This is a genomic window from Kosakonia radicincitans DSM 16656 (assembly GCF_000280495.2).
GTDB lineage: Bacteria > Pseudomonadota > Gammaproteobacteria > Enterobacterales > Enterobacteriaceae > Kosakonia > Kosakonia radicincitans.
This window is the reverse complement of sequence record NZ_CP018016.1, coordinates 5,070,940-5,095,922: the sequence shown is the minus strand read 5'-3', so window position 1 is coordinate 5,095,922 and position 24,983 is coordinate 5,070,940. Positions and strand designations below refer to the sequence as shown.

Sequence of the window (24,983 nt, the reverse complement as noted above, 5' to 3'; positions counted from 1 at the left end):
GAGTGTGATGCCTCAAACTGTGGGTCAAACCGGGCAGCCGAAGCGCCGCTTTAACTGGCCCACCGGAACGCCCCAGCTTATCGCGCTGGTGCTGGTTCTGGTGGTGGACAGCCTGGTCGCGCCCCATTTTTATCAGGTGGTGCTGCAGGATGGTCGCCTGTTCGGCAGCCCGATCGACATTCTTAACCGCGCGGCGCCCGTCGCGTTGCTGGCGATTGGTATGACGCTGGTGATCGCTACCGGCGGCATCGATCTTTCTGTTGGCGCAGTAATGGCGATTGCGGGTGCAACGGCGGCATCGCTCACCGTCTCCGGGCACAGCCTGACGGTGGTGCTGCTGGCCGCGCTGGGCACCGGCGTGTTGGCCGGATTGTGGAACGGCATTCTGGTGGCGATCCTCAAGATCCAGCCTTTTGTTGCCACGCTGATCCTGATGGTGGCAGGGCGCGGCGTGGCGCAGCTAATCACCTCCGGGCAGATCGTCACTTTTAACGCGCCGTCACTGGCGTGGATCGGCAGTGGATCGCTGTTGCTGTTCCCGACGCCGGTGATTATCGCGCTGCTCACGCTGGTGCTGTTCTGGTTGTTTACCCGTAAAACGGCGCTCGGCATGTTTATTGAAGCGGCAGGGATTAATATTCGCGCGGCAAAAAACGCCGGGGTGAATACGCGCGTCGTGGTGATGCTGACCTACGTATTGAGTGGCGTGTGCGCAGCTATCGCCGGGGTGATCGTCGCGGCGGATATTCGCGGCGCAGATGCCAATAACGCCGGGCTGTGGCTGGAACTGGATGCCATTCTGGCGGTGGTCATTGGCGGTGGTTCGTTAATGGGCGGGCGCTTTAACCTTGTACTCTCGGTGATTGGCGCGCTGATTATTCAGGGTATGAATACCGGGATTTTGCTCTCCGGTTTCCAGCCGGAACTCAACCAGGTCGTAAAAGCGGTGGTGGTGATGTGCGTACTGATTGTCCAGTCGCCGCGCTTTATCGCGCTGATTAAAGGAGTACGCGGTCATGATAAAACGTAATTTGCCGCTGATGATAACGTTAGGCGTGTTTGTGCTCGGTTATCTCTACTGCCTGACGCAGTTTCCCGGTTTCGCCTCGACGCGTGTGATTTGCAATATCCTGACGGATAACGCTTTTCTGGGAATCATTGCCGTTGGTATGACCTTCGTGATCCTCTCCGGAGGTATCGATTTATCCGTCGGCTCGGTGATCGCCTTCAGCGGTGTCTTTCTGGCAAAAGCGATCGGTGACTGGGGAATTTCGCCGCTGCTCGCTTTCCCGATTATTTTACTGATGGGCTGCGCTTTCGGCGCGTTTATGGGGCTACTGATCGACGCGTTAAAAATCCCGGCATTTATCATTACTCTCGCGGGGATGTTCTTCCTGCGTGGCGTCAGCTACCTGCTTTCGGAAGAGTCGATTCCGATTAATCACCCGATCTATGATTCACTCTCCAGCCTTGCGTGGATGATCCCTGGCGGCGGGCGGTTGAGCGCTATGGGATTATTAATGTTGCTGGTGGTGGTCATGGGGATTTTCCTCGCTCACCGCACCCGTTTTGGCAATGAAGTGTATGCCGTTGGCGGCAATGCGACGTCGGCGAACCTGATGGGGATCTCCACCCGCGGCACCACCATTCGCATCTATATGCTTTCTACCGGCCTTGCGACGCTGGCGGGCATTGTCTTCTCGATTTATACCCAGGCTGGTTACGCGCTGGCGGGCGTAGGTGTGGAACTGGACGCCATTGCCTCGGTGGTCATCGGCGGGACACTGCTCAGCGGCGGCGTGGGTACGGTGCTGGGAACGCTGTTTGGCGTGGCGATTCAGGGGTTGATCCAGACCTATATTAACTTCGATGGGACGCTCAGCTCGTGGTGGACGAAAATCGCCATCGGCATCCTGTTGTTTATTTTTATCGCGTTGCAACGTGGCCTGACCGTGCTGTGGGAGAACCGTCAAAGCTCTCCTGTCACACGCGTTAACACAACGGCAATAAAGTAATAACATATTGAAATAATTACTTTCTCCTAAAGTAAATCCGGTAGCGGTCGATAACTGACGAAATGGGCTTAATTTACGCCAAAAAGTATCGCTGCTACCGGAATTCACATCATGCTTAAAACGCTTTCGATCCGTACTGGTTTACTTTCTTTGCTGGCTGTTATGACGCTTCTGCTGCTGCTGGTCAGCGGCATCGGGGTGTATGCACTCAATAAAAGCTCCTCGTCGCTGGAGCGAATTAATCAACTTCAGGGCCAAAAAATGGCGCGCCTGAGCGAGGGGTACACGCTGATTTTGCGGGCGCGTAACGAAGCTGGCCAGGCGGTGCGGATGATGGAAGTGGGGCTGCTGGATGACGCGGCGAAATCCGTGAAGCAGATCAACGGCGAAATCGCGCAGGGCGAACAGTCTCTCAGTGACGTGATCGCCTCCGGTGTGGATGATGAGCAGGGTTCCGCACTGCTTGCCCAGGTGGCGAAAAGCTACGGCGATTACGTGAACCAGGGCATTAAACCGATGCAGGATGCGCTGAATCAGCAAAGTGCGGATGCCTACTACGATTTACTGGAAAACAAACTGATCCCCATCTCCCGCCAGTTCGATAACGATATGCAAGCCTTCCAGAAGTGGGGCGAAGCTCGCGGCAGAGCGGAAGTGGACGCCGTACAGAGCAGCAAACGTGCTGTGATGTTGCTGATTCTGGTGGTGGCGCTGCTGGTGGCCGGGATTATCGTGCTGGCCTGGCTGGCGCTGCGCCATATGCTGCTGAAACCGCTGGATCGTTCGATCGAACAGCTTGAACAGGTTGCGGCTGGCGATTTGATCGCAGTTAAAGCCGAGGCGAGCAGTAAAGAGTTTAACCGTCTGAACGCGGCCATCGAAGAGATGCGTCACTCGCTGATAAGCTCCGTTACCCGCGTTCGCGATGCCAGCGCGCAAATCGATACCGGCAGCCGTGAACTGGCCGCTGGCAACGTCGATCTGTCGCAACGCACGGAATCAACGGCGACATCGCTTGAACAAACGGCTGCCAGCATGGAGCAGATCACCGCCACGGTGAAACTGAACGCCGACAACGCCGAACAGGCGCATAAACTGGCTAAAACCGTTTCCGATACCGCCGATCGCGGCAGCGAAATGGTGTGCTATGTGATTGAAAAAATGCGCGATATCTCCAGCAGTTCCGATCGCATCGCCGATATTCTCAGCGTGATTGACGCCATTGCCTTCCAGACCAATATCCTTGCGTTGAACGCCGCGGTCGAAGCGGCGCGTGCGGGAGAGCAGGGGCGTGGTTTCGCGGTGGTGGCCGGGGAGGTGCGTAATCTTGCCAGCCGCAGCGCCGAATCGGCGAAAGAGATCCGCCAGCTTATCAGCAGCTCGCAGGCGCAGGTCTCTGAAGGCAGCGATCTGGCGATGCAGGCGGGTGAAACGATGGATGAAATCGCCGAAGAAGTGCTGCGTATGACCAAACTGATGCGCGAAATCGCCAACGCATCGCAGGAGCAGAGCCGGGGCATTGAGCAGGTCAATATAGCGGTCAGTCAGATGGATGAAACCGCGCAGCAGAATGCGGCGCTGGTACAACAATCGTCTGCCGCGACCCGTTCGCTGGAAGAGCAGGCGCGCGAGCTGTTGCAAGCGATGGCATCATTCCGCCTGCAAACCCAGGGATAATCAAGGAAGGGAAATGGGTGTTTGTATTCAATGTGATAACGAAGCGCTGAAAGACAGCGATTACTGCGCGGTGTGCGAAGAGCGCGAGTTTAAAAAGATCCGCGGCTGGTTGTTTGTACCGGCGATTGGCCTGCTGGTGTCGCTGATTGCGATCATTGTCTCGATTAACACCACCACCAAAGTGTTGATGGAGCACTACAGTGTCATCGGCACAGGGCCGAAAGCGCTGCTGATTTACGAACTGGTTTTCTATATCGCCATGTTCGCTTATACGCTGTTTGTTTGCGGCCTGTTCTTTCGTAAAAAGCGTCAGCTTCCGCGCTTTTACATTGGTTTCCTGCTGATTTGGCTGGTTTTTTACGGTGTTGATTTATTGCTGGCGCACTACCTTATCGGGCTGCCGTTCGTCTTCGAAACGGTGAAAGCGTTGATTCGCAATGCGATAAGCGCAGCGATTTGGGTGCCGTATTTCCTCATCTCCGGGCGCGTTAAACGGACTTTCGTGCGCTAAAAAAAAGCGCCACAAATGTGGCGCTTTATTCCTCTTTCCCTGCGCTTACGCGTCCGGGAATTCACGCATAAAACGTTCTACATCATCAACCATGTGCTCATTGCCGACGAAGAACGGACGGCGCTGGTGCAGGCTTTCCGGTTGAATATCCAGAATGCGCTCTTTCCCGTCGCTCGCTTTGCCGCCCGCTTGTTCAGCGAGGAACGCCATCGGATTGCACTCATACAGCAGGCGAAGCTTCCCTTGCGGGTGGCTTGCGGTGCTTGGGTAGAGGTAGATGCCGCCTTTCAGCAGGTTGCGGTGGAAATCCGCGACCAGCGAGCCGATATAGCGCGTGGTATACGGACGGTTGGTCGCTTTATCCTCTTCCTGGCAGAACTTCAGGTACTTTTTCACGCCCTGCGGGAATTTGATGTAGTTACCTTCGTTGATGGAGTAGGTATTGCCACGCTCCGGGAACTTCATACGCTCCTGGCACAGGCAGAAAACGCCGAGTGATGGATCGTATGTAAAGGCGTGAACACCGCAGCCGGTGGTGTAAACCAGCATGGTGGACGAGCCGTAGACCACGTAGCCCGCAGCAACCTGTTTGTTGCCCGGTTGCAGGAAGTCTTCTTCCGTAACCGGCGTGCCGACAGGAGTAACGCGGCGGTAAATAGAGAAAATGGTCCCGACAGAGACGTTAACGTCGATGTTCGATGAGCCATCAAGAGGATCCATCAGCACCACGTATTTGGCGTGTTCACAACCTTCGAAAACGACAATTTCGTCCTCTTCTTCAGAAGCGATACCGGCCACGATATCGCGTGCGCGAAGTGCAGCTTTCAGTTTTTCGTTTGCGAACAGGTCGAGTTTTTGTTGCTCCTCGCCCTGGACGTTTTCAGCACCGCTTGCACCCAGGATATCGACCAGACCGGCCTTATTGATATCGCGATGAATGATCTTGGCGCCCAGTTTTATCGCCGACAGCAAAGCAGTTAATTCACCGGTGGCGTGTGAGAACTCGTGCTGCTTTTCGACAATAAATTCACCTAACGTTTTCATAACACTTTCCCTGCATGTATATGGAGTAAAGCGATCTTGTCCTGAAGGTTTCAGGTTGCTGGCGACAGCAAGTTCCGGATAGTAAACAGCCTGAACCTTAACAGCCAGCGCTTTCGAAGTCGAAAACGCGACGGACATACAACAATACTAACAAAGATTCAAAAGTCCGTGCTCAGGTGAATCGCGCCAGCAGTATGGGGATTATCCTGAAATGCATTTCTCAGACGTTAAACATATGCGTAAAATGTGCGCCAGTTTTGGAAAGGATAAAAACGTATGCGCATTCATATTTTGGGGATTTGTGGCACTTTCATGGGCGGCCTGGCCTTGCTGGCGCGTTCGCTGGGACATCAGGTGACGGGCTCCGACGCCAATATTTACCCGCCGATGAGCACGCTGCTTGAAAAGCAAGGTATTGAGCTAATTGAAGGTTATGACGCAAGCCAGCTCGATCCTGCACCGGATTTGGTGATTATCGGCAACGTCATGAAGCGCGGTAATCCATGCGTGGAAGCGGTGCTGGAGAAAAACATTCCGTTTATGTCCGGCCCGCAGTGGCTGCATGACTTTGTTCTGCGCGATCGCTGGGTCGTTGCCGTTGCCGGTACGCACGGCAAAACCACCACCGCCGGGATGGCAACCTGGATCCTCGAAGCCTGTGGCTACAAGCCGGGCTTTGTCATTGGTGGCGTTCCGGGGAACTTTGAGGTTTCTGCGCGTCTGGGCGACAGCCCTTTCTTCGTCATTGAAGCCGATGAGTATGACTGCGCGTTCTTCGACAAGCGTTCCAAATTCGTTCATTACTGCCCGCGCACGCTGATTCTGAATAACCTTGAATTCGATCATGCGGATATTTTTGATGACCTGAAGGCGATTCAGAAGCAGTTCCACCACCTGGTACGCATCGTGCCGGGGCAGGGGAAAATCATCTGGCCAGAAAACGACATCAACCTGAAGCAGACCATGGCGATGGGCTGCTGGAGCGAGCAGGAACTGGTGGGCGAACAGGGCCACTGGCAGGCGAAGAAACTGACCACCGATGCCTCAAGCTGGGAAGTATGGCTGGACGGCGCATGTGTCGGGCAGGTGAACTGGGGGCTGGTGGGCGAGCACAACATGCACAACGGTTTGATGGCCATTGCCGCTGCGCGCCATGTTGGCGTTGCACCGGCGGATGCCGCCAGTGCGCTGGGCTCGTTTATCAATGCCCGCCGTCGTCTGGAGCTGCGCGGGGAAGCGAACGGCGTAACGGTGTATGACGATTTCGCGCATCACCCGACGGCGATCCTCGCCACGCTGGCCGCGCTGCGCGGCAAAGTCGGCGGCACGGCGAAAATCATCGCCGTGCTGGAACCGCGCTCCAACACGATGAAAATGGGCATCTGCAAAGACGATCTGGCGCCATCGCTGGGACGCGCCGATGAAGTCTTTCTGCTGCAACCGCAGCATATTCCGTGGCAGGTTGCGGAAGTGGCGGATGCCTGCGTGCAGCCTGCTCACTGGAGCGCGGATGTCGATACGCTGGCGGAGATGATCATCAAAACCGCGCAGCCTGGCGATCATATCCTGGTGATGAGCAACGGCGGTTTCGGCGGCATTCACCAGAAGCTGCTTGATGGCTTAGCGAAAAAAGCTGAGGCCGAAGCGGAAAAGCTCTGACGGCTGGCTGAAATAAAAAAACCGCGCCGGGAAACCAGCGCGGTTTTTTTTATGGCTGTGGATTACTCTTTTGCCATCGGCGTGTCGATAGTTTGTGGCGTTTTGCTGCCCTGAATCTCTTTCACTCGTTTCTCTATGTCAGCCACCTGGCTGCTGCTATGCAGCAGGGTGTAAGTCAGATCGAAGCGTGTACTCTGGCCCGGTTGCAGCTGTTTTACGCGTTTTTGCGCGCGTTCAATGGTCACCGGATACGCATAGCTGGTGCCCGGCTCAATCCCGGTGACATAGCCCTGTTTTTCCGTATCGGTGTTTTTCCACATCGTCAGCACTGGCAGTTGTTCGGTGTTATAGCTAATTGCCACCCCTATATCGCCCGCTTTGTTCACCAGCGCAGCCACCGTCTGTTTGCTGGCATCGGCTAACGGTTTGATATTAAACACCATCTCATCGAAGCCTTTGGTCGGCCCGGCGTAGGTTTGCCACTCTTTCAGGCCGCCTTTGGCATAGTCATTGAAGGGGCTGACATTTTCATATGGCGTAATAAAACGCGCGCCCTGTTCGAGAATCGGTTTGCTGAAGTTGCTGTGATAGATAATTTGATAGTCGTGTGGGTAATCCGCATGGTTGGTCAGCACATCATGCAGGCTGAAACTGTTGCTGCCAGGAATATAGCGCAGTTCCGTCTGCGTTTGCAGATCCACTTTTTTAAATGCGCTCTCTTTTACCAGCCCGCGAATACGGATTTCATAAGGCGCTGTTTCGCTGACATCCACCGAAACCTGGGATGCCGGCGTGTTGCCCACTTTGCCGTGCAGGGTATAAATCTGCCCGTCAGCGGTGACCGGATGACCAGTCCATTCATAACCGCAGCGCACCACCATCTCGTTGAAACCTTCCAGCCAGCCCAGTCCGTTACGGCTTTCGAGGTTAATAAATGCCGGGTTGACTACCTCTTTAACCGGCGAATTCCAGCCCAGATGTACGCCAAAACCGTCGGCGTAAAGCAAATTCATGCCGCGCGTCGGGCTAAGGGCAATGGTGAGGCCGTTTTTGCTGCTCAGTTTAATGACTTTACTGCCTTCCTGCTTGCCACCGTGCAGTACCACCTGCTCAATGCTGAACTGCTGATCTTTGATGTTCAGCTGATCGCTGGTGATTCGCCAGTTTCCTTGTTCTGTTCCGCCTTCAGCACTTGTCAGCACCCAGGTTTTCGCCATCGCAGGGCCAGAGATAAGCAGTGCCAGAGCGGAAAGTATTACTCTCTTTTTCATCATTCCATCCTTTTTAGCTGAATCGATTATCGTCACCACAGCGAAAATCTACGTTTTGCGCAGTGGATAAAATGTGATCCGATTCATCTGGTGAAAAACAGCGCAGAATGATGTATGAAAAGCGAATATTGATCCCATTTATGAGAGCAATGAAACGTATAACGGTAGTAAATTTGTGACCGGTGATGATTTTAGCTTTAACGATTCAGCTAAACGGGCGTTATTTATAAAGGCGATAAAAAAGCGGGGAAAAATCCCTCTCCTGGCGGAGAGGGGGATTATCGGGCGATTACTGCTCGCTGGTTTCGGCCAGTTCGCGCAGATACTGGAAAATCAACCGCGCGGATTTTGGCGGTTTGTTGCCTTCTTTCTCTTTCTGCGCATTGCGGATAAGCGAACGCAGTTGCTGGCGATCGGCGTCCGGCCACAGGTTCAGCACATCCGGCACCGCATCGTCGCCCTCTTCGATCAGACGATCGCGAAGCTGCTCCAGCTTATGGAAAAACGCCACCTGCTGGTTGTGACGGTTTTTCAGCTTATCCAGCGCCTGGCGGATAGGTTCCACGTCGCGTTGACGCAGCAGTTTACCGATCAGCTGTAGCTGGCGGCGGCGGCCCTCTTTTTTGATGCGCTGCGCCAGTTCAATGGCGTCACGCAGATCCTGGTCGAGCGGGAGCTTATCCAGCGCGTTTTTCCCCAGATCTACCATTTCCGCGCCAAGCTGCTTTAACTCTTCAGCATCGCGCTTAATTTCACTTTTACTGACCCAGATGATCTCATCATCTTCGTCTTCAATATCATCACCGGGCACGTCGTCGAGCCAGTCGTCGGGCTGCTTTGTCATCTCAGGCTCCTTAAAAAAAGAGGCTAATGTTACCAGTTAAGGCGCGCACTGAAAAACGGTTCTCTGTTAGACTTCAAAGATTCTCTCCCTTAATTATGGCATTGGCGATGAAAGTAATCACACAAGTTGCACAACAACGCAAAACGCTGGAAGAAGCGGTTTCCACAGCACTGGAGCTGGCCTCCGGGAAAGCGGACGGTGCGGAAGTGGCGGTCAGCAAAACCACCGGGATCGGCGTCAGCACACGCTACGGTGAAGTGGAGAATGTAGAATTTAACAGCGACGGCGCGCTGGGGATCACCGTTTATCACCAGAACCGCAAAGGCAGCGCATCATCCACCGATCTCAGCCCGGATGCCATCGCCCGTACGGTGCAGGCCGCGCTGGATATTGCCCGCTACACCTCGCCGGATCCTTACGCGGGCGTGGCAGACAAAGAGCTGCTGGCCTTCGACGCGCCGGATCTCGATCTTTTCCACCCGGCGGAAGTGACGCCGGATGAGGCGATTGAATGGGCGGCTCGTGCTGAACAAACCGCGCTGAAAGCGGACAAACGCATCACCAATACCGAAGGCGGCAGCTTCAACAGCCACTACGGCATCAAAGTTTTCGGTAACAGTCACGGTATGCTGCAAAGCTACTGCTCCACCCGCCATTCGCTGTCGAGCTGCGTGATTGCCGAAGAGAACGGCGAAATGGAGCGCGATTACGCGTACACCATTGGTCGTGATATCAACGATCTGAAAACGCCGGAGTGGGTCGGCGATGAGTGCGCTAAGCGCACGCTGTCGCGCCTTTCGCCGCGTAAGCTGCCGACCATGAAAGCGCCGGTAATTTTCGGTCATGAAGTGGCAACCGGGCTGTTTGGTCATCTGGTCGGCGCGATCGCCGGCGGCGCGGTGTACCGTAAATCGACTTTCCTGCTCGACTATCTCGGCAAACAGATCCTGCCGGAATGGCTGACCATTGAAGAGCATCCGCACCTGCGTAAAGGGCTGGCTTCGACGCCGTTCGACAGTGAAGGCGTGCGTACCGAACGCCGCGATATCATCAAAGATGGCGTATTGATGCAGTGGCTGCTGACCAACTATTCCGCGCGTAAACTGGGGTTGAAAAGCACCGGCCACGCTGGTGGTATTCACAACTGGCGCATTGCCGGGCGGGGCCTGAGCTTTGAGCAGATGCTGAAAGAGATGGGCACCGGTCTGGTGGTGACCGAACTGATGGGCCAGGGCGTGAGCGGTATTACCGGCGATTATTCCCGTGGTGCTTCCGGTTTCTGGGTAGAAAATGGTGAAATTCAGTATCCGGTGAGCGAAATTACCATCGCTGGCAACTTAAAAGAGATGTGGCGCAATATTGTTACCATCGGTGACGATATTGAACAGCGCAGTAACATTCAGTGTGGTTCAGTGTTGTTACCGGAGATGAAAATCGCCGGACAATAACATTACTCCGTGGCGCAAAGCAGTGCGCCTTAAGCGTGAATAATAAAAAGGAAGTGAGCAATGCGTAAAAATCTGTTAGCGATCCTTGCTGTGTCGTCATTGTTTGTTGGTTCGACGGTGTTTGCCGCCGATCTCGGTGATGATATGGATACCCTCAACGAAAATCTCAAAGTGGTGCAGAAAACCAGTGACGCCACCGAAATGAAAGATGCGTTAACCAAAATGCGTACCGCTGCGCTGGATGCACAAAAAGCCACACCGCCGAAGCTGGAAGGCAAAGCGCCGGACAGCGCCGAGATGAAAGATTTCCGGCACGGTTTTGATATCCTGGTGGGTCAAATTGACGGTGCGCTGAAGCTGGCCAACGAAGGCAAAGTGAAAGAAGCGCAGGCGGCAGCGAAAGGGTTTGCTGACACGCGCAACACCTATCACAAGAAGTACCGTTAATCGGCTTTGAGCAATACGTATAAAGCATTACTCAGGGGGAGAGACAGCGGTTTTCCCCCTTATCCCCGTCACAGAGACACTTTTTTATCCCCCGTATGCCTTTCCGTATTTAGCCGATAATGACCACATTTGATGGCTCTATTTCTTGTCATATTAAATCGTTATCCGAAATATTCCAGAAAACACACCGGAATATTACTTATGCAGTATCATAGGTGAAGATTATTTGCCTTATTTTAACGCGATGAAATTATCACAAATGCCGAATACAAAGATTAGAATAATTCCATGAAGGGATCTCTGCGTTGCAAACAATATTTCGCTGTAATCGCAATATGAACAATAAAACTTATTCGCCAGACTCTGTCTGGTTGAATATCCTGTCTTTTTGCACGGTTATAAAAATACATTCTAATTTTTATCTGATTGTCACTGTTATCATTTGTTGTCTATAAGTGATTTTATTGTAACCACATGAAAAATATGTATAAAAACAATGAGGCGATTATTTGAGCAGTAGTGCCTGTTGATTGACTGTTATTAATTTGGGGCATAGCCTTATAAGGCTGGCTTATGGTGGCTGGCTTATGGTGGCTGGCTTATGGTGGCTGGCTGTATTATTTTTGTGACAATTTGATGGATTAAATACCTATGACAGGTGATATCACGGATTCAATTGGCAATACGCCATTGATGGAGATTCTTAAAGACCGGCAGTTCAATTCTCATCTTTATGTCAAGCTGGAATCATTCAACCCCGGAGGATCGATATTGAATTGATCCTGATGAAATCAGGACCGGTGCTTGTCGAAGTTAACCCGAGAATTATGGGTGGCTATATGCCTGTCCTTTATAACAATGTCTCTGGAAACAATATATTCCGCTGGCTTGCTGATATTCATTCCGGCGTGCCATTGAACGAACAGGTTATTTATCCGAACCATCAGATGCTGGAAAACGATCTGTGCGGTTTTTTTGCGCAGGTTCAACAGGAGATGGAACTGGAGTTACTCCATTGATTAACGAAAATGCCATAGATTATCCGCTCACCGGCAGACGTAATATTGCAATGCTGGTGACTGGGTCTTTTATTGCGACAGTCGGGAGAGGCGTGACTCTCCCGTTTTTGCCGCTGTTTTTACATAACCAGTTGGGAATGTCTATCCTTAATACCGGCAACATACTCACACTGGCCATTGTTGTCGGGATTTTATTGAGTATCGTCAGTGGAAAGTTGGCTAACCTTTTCAGCCATAAATTATTATTGACATTATCGCTGCTTATTTTTTCCTTCTCATTTTTAATTCTCGGGTATTTCTACTCTGCGGCTGTTTTTGTTATCTGCTTTACGTTGATAACCTGCTGCTACGCATTATATTCCACGATCATTAAGTGCTTTATTTCTGACCATTTCAGTGATGAGGAGAAAACCCGCGTTTTTTCCCTGAACTATACGTTTATCAACATCGGCTGGATGGTTGGGCCATTAATCGGCGCCTGGCTGGTGGGAAATCATGTCTATTTCCCTTTTCTTTTATCTGCCATCCTGGGCATGCTGGCCATTGTCGCGACGGCGGGTTTGACGATGAGAACACAGCCGTTAGCCGCGGCGTCTCCTTCATTGCATACATCCGCGCGTGATAAACAGCGGCTTATTATTCTTTTGGTTTTCACGCTGGCTATTTTCCTTGCCTCTTTCGTGTTTGAGCGGTTTGCCAGTTGTATTTCACAAATTCTGATGGTGAATCATGATGCGGTAACCGTGGGGAATATTGTCTCTGTTCTGATTACCACCAACGCGATTACGGTTGTGTTGTTCCAGTACATTACTGGCAATCTCATGAGTAAGTACTCATTCGCCATGGGATTCCTGGCAGGGACAATATGCCTGGTAGTGGGGTTATTTATCTTCAGCGTCGCCGGTGAAAGCCGGGTCGTCTGGATCGCGGGAATGTTTTTTTTCTCGTTCGGCGAGATTATTTTTGCCCCGTTGCAATATCGGGTCATTGACCAGATTGCGCCACCTGCAGAGAGAGCCTTTTATTTCTCATTTCAGAACATGGGCAGCCTTGGCGGAGCGGTAAATCCGGCAGTGACAGGCGTGCTGCTTGCGTTTATGCCTCCAACGGACGTACCCGTCGTGTTGATACTGGTGAGCGTATTCTGTTTTGCGCTGTTTTATGCCGGGATTGCGTTATCGCGCAGGCTGGCGCCTGCGACAGCATAATGTTTATCGCAGAGCGCCCATTCCCTGGAGCGAAGCCGCCATCCGGTATGTTGATCCCGCCGATTACGGAATCAACATTACCTTGCCGCTAAACAACCGGTTCTCCAGCAGGCTATGCGCCTCTTTACCGCGGGACAGCGGAAATGATGTCACCGTGGGTAACGTGATATCCCCGGCTTTCAATAGCGCAAACAGCCTATCTGCGCGGCGCTGTCTTTCTTGTTGCGAGGTAAGGTACGTCCAGAGATCGGCGCCGATAACGCCGGCGGATTTCAGTAGCAATCCGGTTGGATCAAAGGCCGGGATCTTGCCACCAGACATACCAAAGAGCACCACCCGGCCGCCATCTTTCAGGCTCTGCAGACTTTCCAGCAGCGTGCTGCCCACCGAATCAAAAACGATATCGCAGCCTGATGAATGCCAGGCGCGTACCTGTTCTGACCAGCCGTAATAATCGGTCGCGACCTCGGCACCATTGTTCAGGCAGGCGGCCTGTTTGCTTTTACTGGAGGCGACAGCGAAAACATGCACACCGCGCGCCACCAGCATTTGCGTCAGCAGATTGCCAACACCGCCCGCTGCCGCCAGCACCGCAACATGCATGCCCGGTTCAACAAGTAAGATGTCATGCAACAGATAATCCGCCGTTAAGCCCTGTAACAATATCGATGCGGCTTCCGCTTCCGAAATCCAGTCACTCAGGCGAATAGCATGATCCTGCGGCACCAGAATATGGCTGGCATGCGCCAGCGGAACATCGGCAAAGCCGACGCGATCGCCCACCTGCCAGCCTTCCACGCCGCCGCCGACATTGAGCACGCGCCCCGCGCCTTCGTAACCGGCAACCCACGGCGCCGTTCCCGCCAGCGGATAACGCCCCTGGCGACGATAGATATCGGCAAAGTTCAGCCCGGCGGCGGAAACCTCCACCAACAGTTCGCCTTCGCCCGGTTCCGGCGCAGGGCTGGTGCGCAACCACAGCACTTCGGGGGAACCAAATTGATCAAAAACCAGCGATTGCATCATGAAAAAATCCCGCAGATGATAACCACATTATTATTTCTCGCCGCTATACGAGGATAAATGCGGGTTTATTATCTTCATTTGATACTAAAAATTTGGAATGGCGAAAAATGGATTATTTGAAATGCGTTGAATCGTTTGTCACGACGGTGACCCGCGGCAGCTTTACGGCGGCGGCAGAAACGCTGGGGATCACGCCCGCGATGGTGGGCAAACACGTGCGCGAGCTGGAGCTACGAACGGGCTGTCAGTTGCTGCATCGCACCACGCGGCGCCAGGGGTTAACGGATGCGGGCCAGCGTTTCTACCAGTATGGGCTGCAAATTCTTGCCACGGTGCGTGACGCGGATGGGCTGGCAAGCGAGTTGTATGAAAATGTCTCCGGGTTGCTGCGCATCAGCGCGCCGGTTGCCTGGGGGAATCGGGTGCTGACGCCGATCCTGTCGCGTTTTTTGCAGCATTATCCGGGCGTGAATGCGGAGATGGTGCTCAGCGACCGTAAAGTCTCGCTAATTGAAGAGCGCTTTCAGTTGGCGATTCGGATCGGTGCCATTAACGATGACGGTAGCGTTGCCATTCCCCTTCCGCCGTATCGCATGTTACTTGCAGCCTCGCCGGACTATCTGGCTCGCCACGGTGTGCCCGGTTCGCCGGACGAGCTAAAGCACCATCACTGCGTCAGCTTCAGCCAGTGGCGCTCGGATCATCGCTGGCAACTGGAAGGGCCATCCGGCACGCAGGAGATTGCGATCGCGCCCCGGCTGATGGTCGACTCCGGTGAGGCGTTGCGCCAGGCGGCGCTCAGCGGGCTGGGGATTGTGCAGCATGCTTTTATCACGCTGCAACGGGACATTGACGCCGGTCGGCTGTGCAGAGTGCTGCCAGAGTGGCTGCCGCCGCCAAGACCGATGCATCTGCTGCGTTTGCCTGGCCGTCCGCTGCAACCACTGGTCGCCTCTTTCACCGATCATCTTCTGCGTGAACTGAAGGCGGATCAGCAATAAGAAAACCTTATTGTGCTCACGCTTTTCCCTTCGGCTTCCGCGTTTTTTTCTGCTCCATGAGGGACGTTTTTCCGCTTCTTTTGCGTCAATCTGTGATGCCTGCGCAGTGATATATCTCTTCCCTGACGATTTATGTGGCGCAGATCACTAACGCCTTTTCCCTTTCCACTTTGAAGTGGAAAACTCCTCGCTACAAACTCGTAACCCGCAACGTTAGTTTTATCTCAACGAGATGAATGGGGTACGACGAGTGAATAACGGAGCGGTAATGAACGATGCCCAAGATCGGGCGGAGCAAACAGCCTCCCTTGCCGGGCGCATGTTGACGCAGGTCTATGCGCTGCTGAGCAATCACGGCATTACGCCGAATGCGGTACAGCAGCAGATGCTGACCTCCCATGTTCGCGCGATGGCGCACCGGTCGGTGACCGGCGAACCGCTGCCGGAAGTGGATGCCAGCCTGTTTGATGAAATCTCGCCTGAATCAATGAACCTGGCCCGTGAAGTGGTGGCAGCGTTTGGCAATCTTCCGGAAGAAGAAGCCTGGCTGCTGTCGGTGCACTTCGAAGTGGCAAAAGAAAACCTCTGAGGAGCAAAAAATGGAACAAATTACCGTAGTGATTGGCGATCGTCTTGGCAAAGGCCAGAAAGTCGCAGCTGGCGTTGAAAAAGCGGGCGGCCGCGCCGTGGTGGTGCCGGGTGTCGCGGCGGATATGAAACTGGGTGACGTGATGAAATCAGAAAACGCCACCTTCGGTATTTCGTTTTGCGGCAGTGGCGGCGCGGGTGCCATCACCGCGCAGAACAAACACGGCTATAAAGCCAAATATGGTATGCGCTCCGTGGAAGAGGGCGTTACCGCCATTAATGAGGGCTGCAATGTTCTCGGCTTTGGTTTTATGGACAAAGAAGAATTAGGCGAGCGCCTGGTGCAGGCGTGGCAGAAAAAATACGGCGCATAACCATGAAAGAACAGTTCACCACCACGGTCAGGGTTAAGGGAAAAGGCGAGGCGAAAGCGCGCGCCTTCGCGGATGCGCTGAACCAGGTTCAGGCCGCGGTGATGAAAGCGTCGCCGCAGATTTTACTGCGTATCGAGCCACAGGATGTGCAGGTTGTTCATGCGCAGGAAACGATACGGAAAGAGGCGTTTTTATTTCTCTTTCTGCGTCGGGAAAGACGGACGTACAGCGTGGAGCTGGACGTCACCGTCAACGTGACCGCCATCAATCTCAATAAAGTGGATTTCGTCACGAAATAACTCAACGCATACCCGGTGAATCACCTCCGCTGGGTAGAAGAGGGCAGACTGATGTTCTTAATCATACTAATAAAATCGCTCATCATCGGCGGCCTGGTTGGCGTCGGTGTTGGCGCGGGGGCTGCACGCATGTTCCATGCGCCGACCACTCAAGGGATGGGCGCATTTCGTACACTGGGCGAACTGAACTCCTGCGAAGGCGATCCCGCATCGCATTTCTCATTCGGCTTAGGCTTCTTCTTTAACGCCTGGGCCTCGTCCGTTGCGGCGGGTTCTTTTACCCAGGACGTTGACCACCGCATCATTCCGAACTGGGGCGCGGCGGCGTTGATGGTGAAAAACCGTAACGTCGGCGAAACCCTGCACGATCCGAAAAAGATGGCGATTGCCTGCGGCCTGATTGGCATGGTGGTCGTCACCTTCCTTAACCTGACGGCGTCCTCCGTTCCGGCGGCCTTGCAGGTCACCGCCGTTAAAGTGCTGGTTCCGGCGGCCAACCTGCTGGTGAACACCGTCATGCCGGTGATCTTCTGGCTGGCAGCCATCGACGCAGGCAAAAAATCGGGTTTCTGGGCGACCGTCTTTGGCGGCGCGGCGCAGCTGATTATGGGCAACGCCGTACCGGGCCTGGTACTGGGCATTCTGATTGGTAAAGGTGTGGAAGAGAGCGGCTGGAATCGCGTCACCAAAGTGATGATGACGGCCATTGTCGCGCTGTTTGTGCTGAGCGCGTTCTTCCGCGGCTTCGATCTGAAAATGATCGAGTCTTTCCACCTGAGCGCGCCGAACTGGCTGGAGTTCATCCACAACTCGCTCAGCGGCAAATAAGGAAGCGAAATGGAACAGAATAAAGGGTTTTGGTACGCCGACTGGTCGTTCCCGATCTTTGTTGGCCTGCTCTCTTCCGGCGTATTCGCCGGGACACATATGTACTACCTGTACGGCATCGGCGCGTTTAACGAAGTGGCGTTTGTCTCGATGCTGCGTTCCGGCATGGACACCGGCGTATACGGCGCGGTCGCTGCGTTTGGCGCCAGCTTCCTGTTCGCCCGCATTATCGAAGGTTCGCTGGTCGGTATCCTTGATATCGGCGGCGCAATCCAGACCGGTGTCGGCCTCGGTGTTCCGGCGCTGTTACTGGGCGCGGGGATCCTCTTCCCGGTGGAAAACTTTGTCGCCTCGCTGGCAACCGGCCTGGTACTTGGCCTGGCCATTGGTTACCTGATCATCCTGGCGCGTAAGTTCACCATCAACCAGAGCGATTCCACCTACGGCGCAGATGTGATGATGGGCGCGGGTAACGCATCCGGCCGCTTCCTTGGGCCGCTGATTATCCTCAGCGCGATGACCGCTTCCATTCCTATTGGTATTGGTTCGCTGGTTGGTGCTTTGCTGTTCTACCTCTGGCAGAAACCGATTACGGGCGGCGCGATCCTCGGCGCTATGCTGCTGGGCTCCATCTTCCCGGTCGCCCTCTGAACCCTACGGGCGCTGCGGCGCCCGTTATTACTGGAGATTCGCATGTTTGATTTACTCCTGCGCCGGGCGCGTCTGGTTGACGATACGCTGACGGATATCGCCATCAAGGCAGGGAAAATCGCCGCGCTGGGCGAGATAAACGGCCCGGCGGTTAAAACGCTCGATCTGCACGGCGAACACTATGTCAGCGCCGGGTGGATTGATTCCCACGTGCACTGCTACCCGAATTCGCCGATTTACCATGATGAACCGGACAGCGTCGGCATCAACACCGGCGTGACGACGGTGATTGATGCAGGCAGTACCGGTGCTGATGATGTCGATGATTTTTATGCCATTACCCGCGAGGCGGCGACCGAAGTGTATGCGCTGCTGAATATCTCCCGCGTCGGGCTGATTGCCCAGAACGAGCTGGCTAACATGGCTAATATCGACGCGAACGCGGTACATGACGCGGTGAAACGCCACCCGGATTTTATCGTCGGCCTGAAAGCGCGCATGAGCAGCAGCGTGGTCGGCGAAAACGGCATCACGCCGCTGGAACGCGCGAAGGCGATCCAGAAAGCCAACGGCGATTTGCCGTTGATGGTACACATCGGCAACAACCCGCCGAACCTCGATGAAATCGCGGAGTTGCTGACCTCCGGCGACATCATTACCCACTGCTATAACGGCAAACCGAACCGCATTCTGGCACCGGGTGGCGAATTACGCGCTTCCGTGGCGCGCGCCATTGCGCGCGGCGTGCGTCTTGACGTCGGGCACGGCAGCGCCAGCTTCAGCTTTGCAGTGGCCAGACAGGCCATCAGCCTCGGCATTCTGCCGCAGACCATCAGCTCCGATATCTACTGCCGCAACCGGATCGACGGCCCGGTACGATCGCTGGCAAATGTGATGTCCAAATTCCTCGCCATTGGCCTGTCGCTGCCGCAGGTGATTGCCTGCGTGACTGACCACGCCGCCGCTGGCCTGCGTCTGAAGCATAAAGGGCGCCTTGCCGTCGGCTTCGACGCCGATCTGACTATTTTTGACCTGCGTCGCCAGTCGGTACTGTTCACCGATGCGGAAAACGACAGCCTGCAGGCCGAACAGTTACTCACGCCGCTGGCCGCCATTCGCGCGGGCAAAGGCTATCTGACCGAACAAGGGAGTGCAGAACATGCCTTCGATTTATGAAAAGTACAATTTAAAACAGGTGATTAACGCCTCCGGTCGGATGACTGCGCTGGGCGTTTCCACCCCGCGCCCGGAAGTCGTAGAAGCCGTGCTTGGCGGCATGAATCACTACTTCGAAATGAAAGATCTGGTGAACAAAACCGGCGAATACATTGCGAAGCTGCTGGACGTTGAAGCGGCGACCGTTGTCTCCTGCGCTTCAGCGGGGATTGCACAATCCGTTGCTGCGGTGCTGGTGCGCGACAACGACTGGCTGCTGGAGAATCTGCACAGCACGGTGATGGAGAACAACGAAATCGTGCTGCCGCGCGGTCACAACGTGAACTTCGGCGCACCGGTTGGCACGATGGTGGCGCTCGGCGGCGGGAAAGTGGTGGAAGCGGGTTATGCCAACGAATGCTCTGCCGATCAACTGGCGGCGGCAATCTCGCCGCGCACGGCCGCGATCCTCTACATCAAATCACACCACTGCGTACAAAAAAGTATGCTCAGCGTGGAGCAGGCGGTGGTGGTGGCGCGTAAGCATAACCTGCCGTTGATTGTCGATGCCGCAGCGGAAGAGGATCTGCAATGCTATTACCGCGCCGGGGCCGATTTGGTGATTTACAGCGGCGCGAAGGCCATCGAAGGGCCAACCAGCGGGCTGGTGATCGGCAAAACCCAGTACGTTGAGTGGGTGAAACGCCAGACGGCGGGCATTGGCCGCGCCATGAAAGTCGGCAAAGAGGGCATTCTTGGCCTGACTTGCGCCATCGAACACTATCTGAGCGCCCGCAAAGAGAGCGGGGCGGAGATGGTCGCCAAGATGACGCCGTTTATCGACCAGCTCAATACGCTGCAAGGCGTGAGCGCATGCGTGGTATGGGACAGCGCAGGGCGCGACATTGCCCGCAGCGAAATCAAGTTTGATGAGGCGGTAACCGGCATCGCCACCGGCGAACTGGTCAGCGCGCTGAAACAGGGTGAATACGCCATCTATTTCCGTGGCTACAAAGCCAATGAAGGCATTATCGAAGCCGATGTGCGCAGCGTGAGCGCTGAGCAACTGGCGATTGTTTATCGCCGCATCGCCGAAGAATTGAAGGAGCAACACGCATGAAACTGACCCCGAACTTTTACCGCGATCGCGTTTGCCTGAATGTGCTGGCGGGAAACAAAGAGAATGCCAGCGCCATCTATGAAGCGGCTGAAGGTCATGTGCTGGTCGGCGTGCTGTCCAAAAATTACCCGGACGTAGCGTCGGCAGTGGCGGATATGCGCGACTACGCAGCGCGTATCGATAATGCGCTCTCTGTCGGCCTTGGCGCGGGCGATCCGAACCAGTCGGCGATGGTCAGCGCCATCTCCCGCGACGTACAGCCGCAGCACGTCAACCAGGTGTTTACCGGCGTGGCAACCAGCCGCGCGCTGCTTGGGCAGAATGAAACAGTGGTTAACGGTCTGGTCTCGCCGACCGGCACGCCAGGATTGGTGAAAATCTCTACCGGGCCGCTCAGCAGCCAGACGGCCGACGGTATTGTGCCGGTGGAAACCGCCATTGCCCTGCTGAAGGATATGGGCGGTAGCTCGATTAAATATTTCCCGATGGGCGGGCTGAAGTGCCGTGATGAATTTCAGGCGGTTGCCGATGCCTGTGCGCGCCATGACTTCTGGCTGGAACCGACCGGCGGTATCGATCTGGAGAACTACAGCGAAATCCTGCACATCGCGCTGGAAGCGGGCGTCAGCAAAATTATCCCGCATATCTACAGCTCGATTATCGATAAAGCGAGCGGTGATACCCGTCCGGCTGATGTACGCCAGTTACTGGCAATGACCAAAGCGTTAGTGAAGTAAACATTTTGCCCTCCCGCAACCTGTGGGAGGGAAACGCACACCATAAAGGAGCCACCATGCACACTGCCCGTCATCTGCTTGCTGCTTCACTCTCCCTGCTGGCGACCAGCGCCATAGCCCAGACGCAGTACGCCTGGGTGGGAACCTACAACCCCAACGGCGAAGGCGTTTACCGCTTTACCGTTGACCCGCAATCCGGCGCGCTGGGAAACAAAACGCTGGTCAGCACGCTGCCGAATGCGGCGCAGCTTACCGTTTCGCAGGATGGCAAAACGTTGTATGTCGCCAGCGAAGTGGAAAAGGGCGTGGTGCAGGCGTTGCGTATTGACGATAACGGTGCATTGCAGGAACTGAACCAGGTGTCATCCGGCGGTGCCGGGCCGGTTTATCTGGCACTGACGCCGGATGGGCGCTATCTGCTGGTGGCGAATTATGTCAGTGGTTCGATTGCCGTATTGCCGGTAAAAGCTGACGGTAGCCTCGGCGAAGCGGTGGACAGCCACCAGGATCAGGGCGAACCGGGAGCCGCCAAACCCGCAGCAGCCGTGGGGGGCAGCTTTGCCATCAGCGATCATAACGGCCCGCATGCGCATATGATTGCCGCCGATCCGCAAGGGAAATTTGTCTTCTCAACCGATCTGGGCCTGGATCGCATTTATCAGTACCGCCTGGAGGCGCAGAGTGGCAAGTTAACGCCTAACGAACCACCTTTTATCAACGCGTCTTCAAAAGGCGCCGGGCCGCGTCACTTTGTCTTTACGCCAAAAGGCGATGGGCTGTGGTTGATCAATGAAGAGGCTTCAACGTTGACGTATTACACGCTGGACAGCGCAACCGGAACGCTGAAAGAGGGCAAAACTACCTCTGCACTGCCAGCAACGTACAAAGGCACCAGCTTTGCCGCTGGTCTGGTACTCAGCCGGGATGGAAAACAACTGTATGTGGCTAACCGTCTGCATAACAGCGTGGCGCACTTTAGCGTACAGCCGGATGGCACGCTGGCACATCAGGATGATATCTGGACGCGCGGCGACTATCCGCGCTCGCTGACGCTGGATAAACAGGGGCGCTGGCTGTACGTCATGAATCAACGCAGCGACAATATCACCCGTTTTCGCGTTGCGAAGGACGGTAAGCTCAGTTTTGTGCCGGATTACACACCGGTGGGCAGCCCATCTCAGATGGTCATTTCCTCTCACTAAGCCAGGAGACTGACGTGCGATTCCCGAACCAACGTTTAGCGCAGCTGTTTATGATGTTGCAAAACGAGACACTGCCGCAGGATGAACTGGCACAAAGGCTGTCGGTCTCCACGCGTACCGTTCGGGCCGATATCACCGCCTTAAATGCGCTGCTGGAGCACCACGGCGCACAGTTTATTTTGACGCGCGGCAGCGGTTATCAACTGAAGATCGATGACGCAACGCGTTATCAGACATTACAGGCCACCCGCCCGCGCGCGCTGCGCATTCCCCGCAGCGGGCCGGAACGCGTGCACTACCTGGTGGTGCGGTTTCTGACCTCGGCTTTTTCCCTGAAGCTGGAAGATCTGGCGGATGAGTGGTTTGTCAGCCGCGCCACGCTGCAAAATGACATGACCGAAGTGCGTGAGTGGTTTTCCCGTTATCGCCTGACGCTGGAAACCCGTCCGCGCCACGGCATGAAGCTGTTTGGCAGCGAGATGGCGCTGCGCGCCTGTCTGACGGATCTGCTGTTTGAACTGGCGCAGCAGAACGCCCACAACCCGCTGATTACCGAAGAGGCGCTCAATCCTGGCGTGCCGGAAGCACTGGCCGCCATTCTGCATGACTGCTTTAGCCGTTATCACATCCGCCTGACTGATGAGGGCGATTTGTTTATCCGCCTCTATTGTGCAGTGGCGGTGCGGCGTATCAGCGAAGGGTATCCGCTCTCGGAATTTACCGCCGAAGATGGTGATGAGAAGGTGCGCGATGCGGCGCGCGCCATTTCTGCCGCGCTACAGCAACTGGCGGGAAAACCGCTGGCAGCGTCGGAAGAGCACTGGCTGCGGGTGCATATTGCCGGGCGGCGCGTGCAGGAGATTGCGCCGAGCGCGATTAGCGCGGACGACGACGAAACGCTGGTGAACTACATTCTCGGCTATATCAACACGCACTATAACTACAACCTGCAAAACGACGATCAGTTGCACGCCGATTTACTGACGCACATTAAAACCATGATCACCCGCGTGCGCTACCAGATCATGATTCCTAACCCGTTGCTGGATAACATCAAACAGCATTATCCGATGGCCTGGGATATGACGCTGGCGGCGGTATCCAGTTGGGGCAAATATACGCCGTATGTCATCAGCGAAAACGAAATTGGCTTCCTGGTGCTGCATATTGGTGTAGGGCTTGAGCGCCACTACAACATTGGCTACCAGCGCCAGCCGCGCGTGCTGCTGGTGTGCGATGCCGGAAATGCGATGGTGCGGATGATTGAAGCGGTGCTGGCGCGCAAATATCCGCAAATTGTTGTCTCGCGCACCGTGACGCTGCGCGACTACGAGCAGTGCGATGGTATTGCGGAAGATTTTGTTATTTCCACCGCGCGGATCAGCGAGAAAGACAAACCGATCGTCACCATCGCGCCTTTCCCCACCGATTACCAACTGGAGCAGATTGGCAAACTGGTGCTGGTGGACAGAACGCGCCCGTGGATGCTGGAAAAGTATTTTGATGCCGCACATTTCCGCATTATCGACGGCGCGATGGATCAGCAGACGCTGTTTAAAACCCTTTGCGATCAGCTTCAGGATGAAGGTTTTGTCGGCGCAGAGTTTGTGGATTCTGTGGTGGAGCGTGAAGCGATTGTCAGCACCATGCTCGGCGAAGGCATCGCGTTGCCGCATGCGCTGGGGTTGCTGGCGAAAAAAACCGTTGTCTACACCGTGCTCGCACCAAAAGGCATTCAGTGGGGCGAGGAGATCGCGCATGTCATCTTCCTGCTGGCGATCAGTAAAAGCGAGTATGAAGAGGCGATGGCGATCTACGATATTTTTGTCACCTTCCTGCGCGAGCGCGCAGCTTCAAGGCTTTGTGATTGCGCCAATTTCGCCGCCTTCCGAAGCGTGGCGATGGAGTGCGTCAGCCGGTTTTGACACAACCGGGTAGTGGCTACCCGGTTGTTTAGGAGGTTACCCGTCGGTGGAACGTGTCACGCTCTCCCAGGCATTGATTTCTGTTGTCAGCGTCGCCAGTTTCTCCCGCACCAGCGTGAGCGCATCGCTACCTAACAGCAGGTGGGCAGGCGGCGTAGCGCTTTGCATAATGGCCAGCATCGCACGGGCGGCTTTTGCTGTATCGCCCAGTTGCTTGCCGCTTTTCTCCTCGCGCGCTTTGCGAATAGGATCGAAAATCGCATCGTAATCGGCAATCGAGCGGGGCGAACGGATCATCGAACGGCCCGCCCATTCAGTACGAAACGAACCGGGCGCGACGGCGGTAACGAAAATGCCAAACGGCTGCACCTCTTTGCCCAGCGCGTCGGAAATCCCCTCCAGCGCAAATTTGCTGCCGCAGTAGTAAGTAATGCCCGGCATAGTAATAAATCCCCCCATTGAGGTGATGTTGATGATGTGCCCGCGACGCCGTTGGCGCATGCCTGGAAGTACCGCTTTCATCATGGCGACGGCGCCGAACACGTTAACCTCAAACTGGTGGCGCAGGGCGTCCAGCGATGACTCCTCCATCACTCCTTCATGACCGTAACCCGCGTTATTCACCAGCACATCAATTGGCCCCACGCTGGTTTGCGCTTCGGCAATGACACTGTCGATCGCGGAGAAATCCGTGATATCCAGGATGCGCCCGTAAGCGCGGCCGGATGACAGCGCCTCAAACGCGTGTTTTGCCTCTGTATTGCGCACCGTACCGATCACGCGATAGCCTGCGGCCAGCGCTTCCTGCGCCAGCGCACGGCCAAAACCGCTGCTGACACCGGTAATAAAAACAATTTTTTCTGCGGACATTGTCGTACTCCCATGAAAAATGGAAGCTGCATAATATTGTCTGTACTGGATGTTTTTTAGGCCA

25 protein-coding genes are annotated in these 24,983 nt (G+C 54.9%); 20 read left to right on the top strand and 5 right to left on the bottom strand.

What is annotated here, in order from left to right; genetic code table 11:
• The first annotated feature begins 7 nt into the window (after positions 1-7).
• The 4 genes from ytfT (at position 8) to Y71_RS24420 (ending at position 4,203) form a co-directional block, all read left to right on the top strand.
• Positions 8-1,030: a galactofuranose ABC transporter, ATP-binding protein YtfT gene (gene ytfT / locus Y71_RS24435; RefSeq protein ID WP_007372793.1), complete on the top strand. Its 1,023-nt coding sequence runs from the start codon at positions 8-10 to the stop codon at positions 1,028-1,030.
• Complete coding sequence (gene yjfF, locus Y71_RS24430; RefSeq protein ID WP_007372794.1) at positions 1,017-2,015, top strand: galactofuranose ABC transporter, permease protein YjfF; 999 nt, start codon at positions 1,017-1,019, stop codon at positions 2,013-2,015. The genes ytfT and yjfF overlap by 14 nt, the downstream gene beginning before the upstream one ends.
• A 111-nt stretch (positions 2,016-2,126) precedes the next feature.
• Positions 2,127-3,692 (top strand): methyl-accepting chemotaxis protein, encoded by a 1,566-nt coding sequence (locus Y71_RS24425; RefSeq protein ID WP_007372795.1) that lies wholly within the window; start codon positions 2,127-2,129, stop codon positions 3,690-3,692.
• 13 nt (positions 3,693-3,705) lie between these two features.
• Positions 3,706-4,203, top strand: a complete 498-nt coding sequence (locus Y71_RS24420) for a DUF2569 domain-containing protein (RefSeq protein WP_007372796.1) — start codon at positions 3,706-3,708, stop codon at positions 4,201-4,203.
• Between the two features lie 45 nt (positions 4,204-4,248).
• Here Y71_RS24420 and fbp read toward each other — a convergent pair whose 3' ends face one another.
• Positions 4,249-5,247 carry a class 1 fructose-bisphosphatase gene (gene fbp, locus Y71_RS24415; RefSeq protein WP_007372797.1) on the bottom strand — a complete coding sequence of 333 codons (999 nt, stop codon included), beginning with the start codon at positions 5,245-5,247 and terminating at the stop codon, positions 4,249-4,251.
• A gap of 276 nt (positions 5,248-5,523) precedes the next feature.
• Here fbp and mpl point away from each other — a divergent pair, with 276 nt between their 5' ends.
• A complete protein-coding gene (mpl, locus tag Y71_RS24410) occupies positions 5,524-6,906 on the top strand; it encodes a UDP-N-acetylmuramate:L-alanyl-gamma-D-glutamyl-meso-diaminopimelate ligase (protein ID WP_007372798.1) in 1,383 nt (460 codons plus the stop codon).
• Positions 6,907-6,968: 62 nt separating this feature from the next.
• Here mpl and Y71_RS24405 read toward each other — a convergent pair whose 3' ends face one another.
• Positions 6,969-8,177 (bottom strand): aldose 1-epimerase family protein, encoded by a 1,209-nt coding sequence (locus Y71_RS24405; protein ID WP_007372799.1) that lies wholly within the window; start codon positions 8,175-8,177, stop codon positions 6,969-6,971.
• A gap of 289 nt (positions 8,178-8,466) precedes the next feature.
• Positions 8,467-9,021, bottom strand: a complete 555-nt coding sequence (yjgA, locus tag Y71_RS24400) for a ribosome biogenesis factor YjgA (RefSeq protein WP_007372800.1) — start codon at positions 9,019-9,021, stop codon at positions 8,467-8,469.
• A gap of 95 nt (positions 9,022-9,116) precedes the next feature.
• On the opposite strand from yjgA, the gene pmbA reads away from it, so the two are divergent.
• The 4 genes from pmbA (at position 9,117) to Y71_RS24380 (ending at position 13,143) form a co-directional block, all read left to right on the top strand.
• The gene (gene pmbA, locus Y71_RS24395; protein ID WP_035887018.1) at positions 9,117-10,469 is read left to right on the top strand and encodes a metalloprotease PmbA; all 1,353 of its coding nucleotides are present in this window, start codon (positions 9,117-9,119) and stop codon (positions 10,467-10,469) included.
• A 60-nt stretch (positions 10,470-10,529) separates the two neighbouring features.
• Positions 10,530-10,916, top strand: a complete 387-nt coding sequence (gene cybC / locus Y71_RS24390; protein WP_007372802.1) for a cytochrome b562 — start codon at positions 10,530-10,532, stop codon at positions 10,914-10,916.
• A 776-nt stretch (positions 10,917-11,692) separates the two neighbouring features.
• Positions 11,693-11,935, top strand: a complete 243-nt coding sequence (locus Y71_RS24385; protein WP_007372804.1) for a hypothetical protein — start codon at positions 11,693-11,695, stop codon at positions 11,933-11,935.
• Positions 11,932-13,143, top strand: a complete 1,212-nt coding sequence (locus Y71_RS24380) for an MFS transporter (RefSeq protein WP_035887022.1) — start codon at positions 11,932-11,934, stop codon at positions 13,141-13,143. The genes Y71_RS24385 and Y71_RS24380 overlap by 4 nt, the downstream gene beginning before the upstream one ends.
• Before the next feature lie 63 nt (positions 13,144-13,206).
• Here the strand turns inward: Y71_RS24380 and Y71_RS24375 are convergent, their stop codons facing one another.
• Positions 13,207-14,169 (bottom strand): quinone oxidoreductase family protein, encoded by a 963-nt coding sequence (locus Y71_RS24375; RefSeq protein WP_007372806.1) that lies wholly within the window; start codon positions 14,167-14,169, stop codon positions 13,207-13,209.
• A 107-nt stretch (positions 14,170-14,276) separates the two neighbouring features.
• Here Y71_RS24375 and Y71_RS24370 point away from each other — a divergent pair, with 107 nt between their 5' ends.
• The 11 genes from Y71_RS24370 to Y71_RS24320 all read left to right on the top strand — a co-directional run bounded on the left by Y71_RS24370 (position 14,277) and on the right by Y71_RS24320 (position 24,049).
• Positions 14,277-15,170, top strand: coding sequence for a LysR family transcriptional regulator (locus Y71_RS24370; protein ID WP_007372807.1), 894 nt, complete (start codon positions 14,277-14,279; stop codon positions 15,168-15,170).
• Positions 15,171-15,420: 250 nt separating this feature from the next.
• On the top strand, positions 15,421-15,759 hold the full coding sequence (locus Y71_RS24365) for a glycine dehydrogenase (RefSeq protein WP_071532030.1): 339 nt from the start codon (positions 15,421-15,423) through the stop codon (positions 15,757-15,759).
• A 10-nt stretch (positions 15,760-15,769) separates the two neighbouring features.
• Positions 15,770-16,132, top strand: a complete 363-nt coding sequence (locus tag Y71_RS24360) for an SFCGS family glycine-rich protein (protein ID WP_007372809.1) — start codon at positions 15,770-15,772, stop codon at positions 16,130-16,132.
• A 2-nt stretch (positions 16,133-16,134) separates the two neighbouring features.
• On the top strand, positions 16,135-16,431 hold the full coding sequence (locus Y71_RS24355; protein WP_007372810.1) for a DUF4312 family protein: 297 nt from the start codon (positions 16,135-16,137) through the stop codon (positions 16,429-16,431).
• Between the two features lie 51 nt (positions 16,432-16,482).
• Complete coding sequence (locus Y71_RS24350) at positions 16,483-17,259, top strand: DUF4311 domain-containing protein (RefSeq protein ID WP_007372811.1); 777 nt, start codon at positions 16,483-16,485, stop codon at positions 17,257-17,259.
• Positions 17,260-17,268: 9 nt separating this feature from the next.
• The gene (locus tag Y71_RS24345) at positions 17,269-17,910 is read left to right on the top strand and encodes a DUF4310 family protein (RefSeq protein ID WP_007372812.1); all 642 of its coding nucleotides are present in this window, start codon (positions 17,269-17,271) and stop codon (positions 17,908-17,910) included.
• A 42-nt stretch (positions 17,911-17,952) separates the two neighbouring features.
• Positions 17,953-19,086 (top strand): amidohydrolase/deacetylase family metallohydrolase, encoded by a 1,134-nt coding sequence (locus tag Y71_RS24340; RefSeq protein ID WP_007372813.1) that lies wholly within the window; start codon positions 17,953-17,955, stop codon positions 19,084-19,086.
• Entirely contained in the window at positions 19,070-20,185 is a 1,116-nt protein-coding gene (locus tag Y71_RS24335; RefSeq protein ID WP_007372814.1) for a DgaE family pyridoxal phosphate-dependent ammonia lyase, read from the top strand. Before Y71_RS24340 ends, Y71_RS24335 begins: the two co-directional genes overlap by 17 nt.
• A complete protein-coding gene (gene dagF / locus Y71_RS24330; protein ID WP_007372815.1) occupies positions 20,182-20,922 on the top strand; it encodes a 2-dehydro-3-deoxy-phosphogluconate aldolase in 741 nt (246 codons plus the stop codon). Before Y71_RS24335 ends, dagF begins: the two co-directional genes overlap by 4 nt.
• A gap of 56 nt (positions 20,923-20,978) precedes the next feature.
• Positions 20,979-22,124: a lactonase family protein gene (locus Y71_RS24325; RefSeq protein ID WP_007372816.1), complete on the top strand. Its 1,146-nt coding sequence runs from the start codon at positions 20,979-20,981 to the stop codon at positions 22,122-22,124.
• Between the two features lie 14 nt (positions 22,125-22,138).
• Positions 22,139-24,049 carry a BglG family transcription antiterminator gene (locus tag Y71_RS24320; protein ID WP_007372817.1) on the top strand — a complete coding sequence of 637 codons (1,911 nt, stop codon included), beginning with the start codon at positions 22,139-22,141 and terminating at the stop codon, positions 24,047-24,049.
• 36 nt (positions 24,050-24,085) lie between these two features.
• Here Y71_RS24320 and Y71_RS24315 read toward each other — a convergent pair whose 3' ends face one another.
• On the bottom strand, positions 24,086-24,919 hold the full coding sequence (locus Y71_RS24315) for an oxidoreductase (protein WP_007372818.1): 834 nt from the start codon (positions 24,917-24,919) through the stop codon (positions 24,086-24,088).
• Positions 24,920-24,983 lie beyond the last annotated feature (64 nt).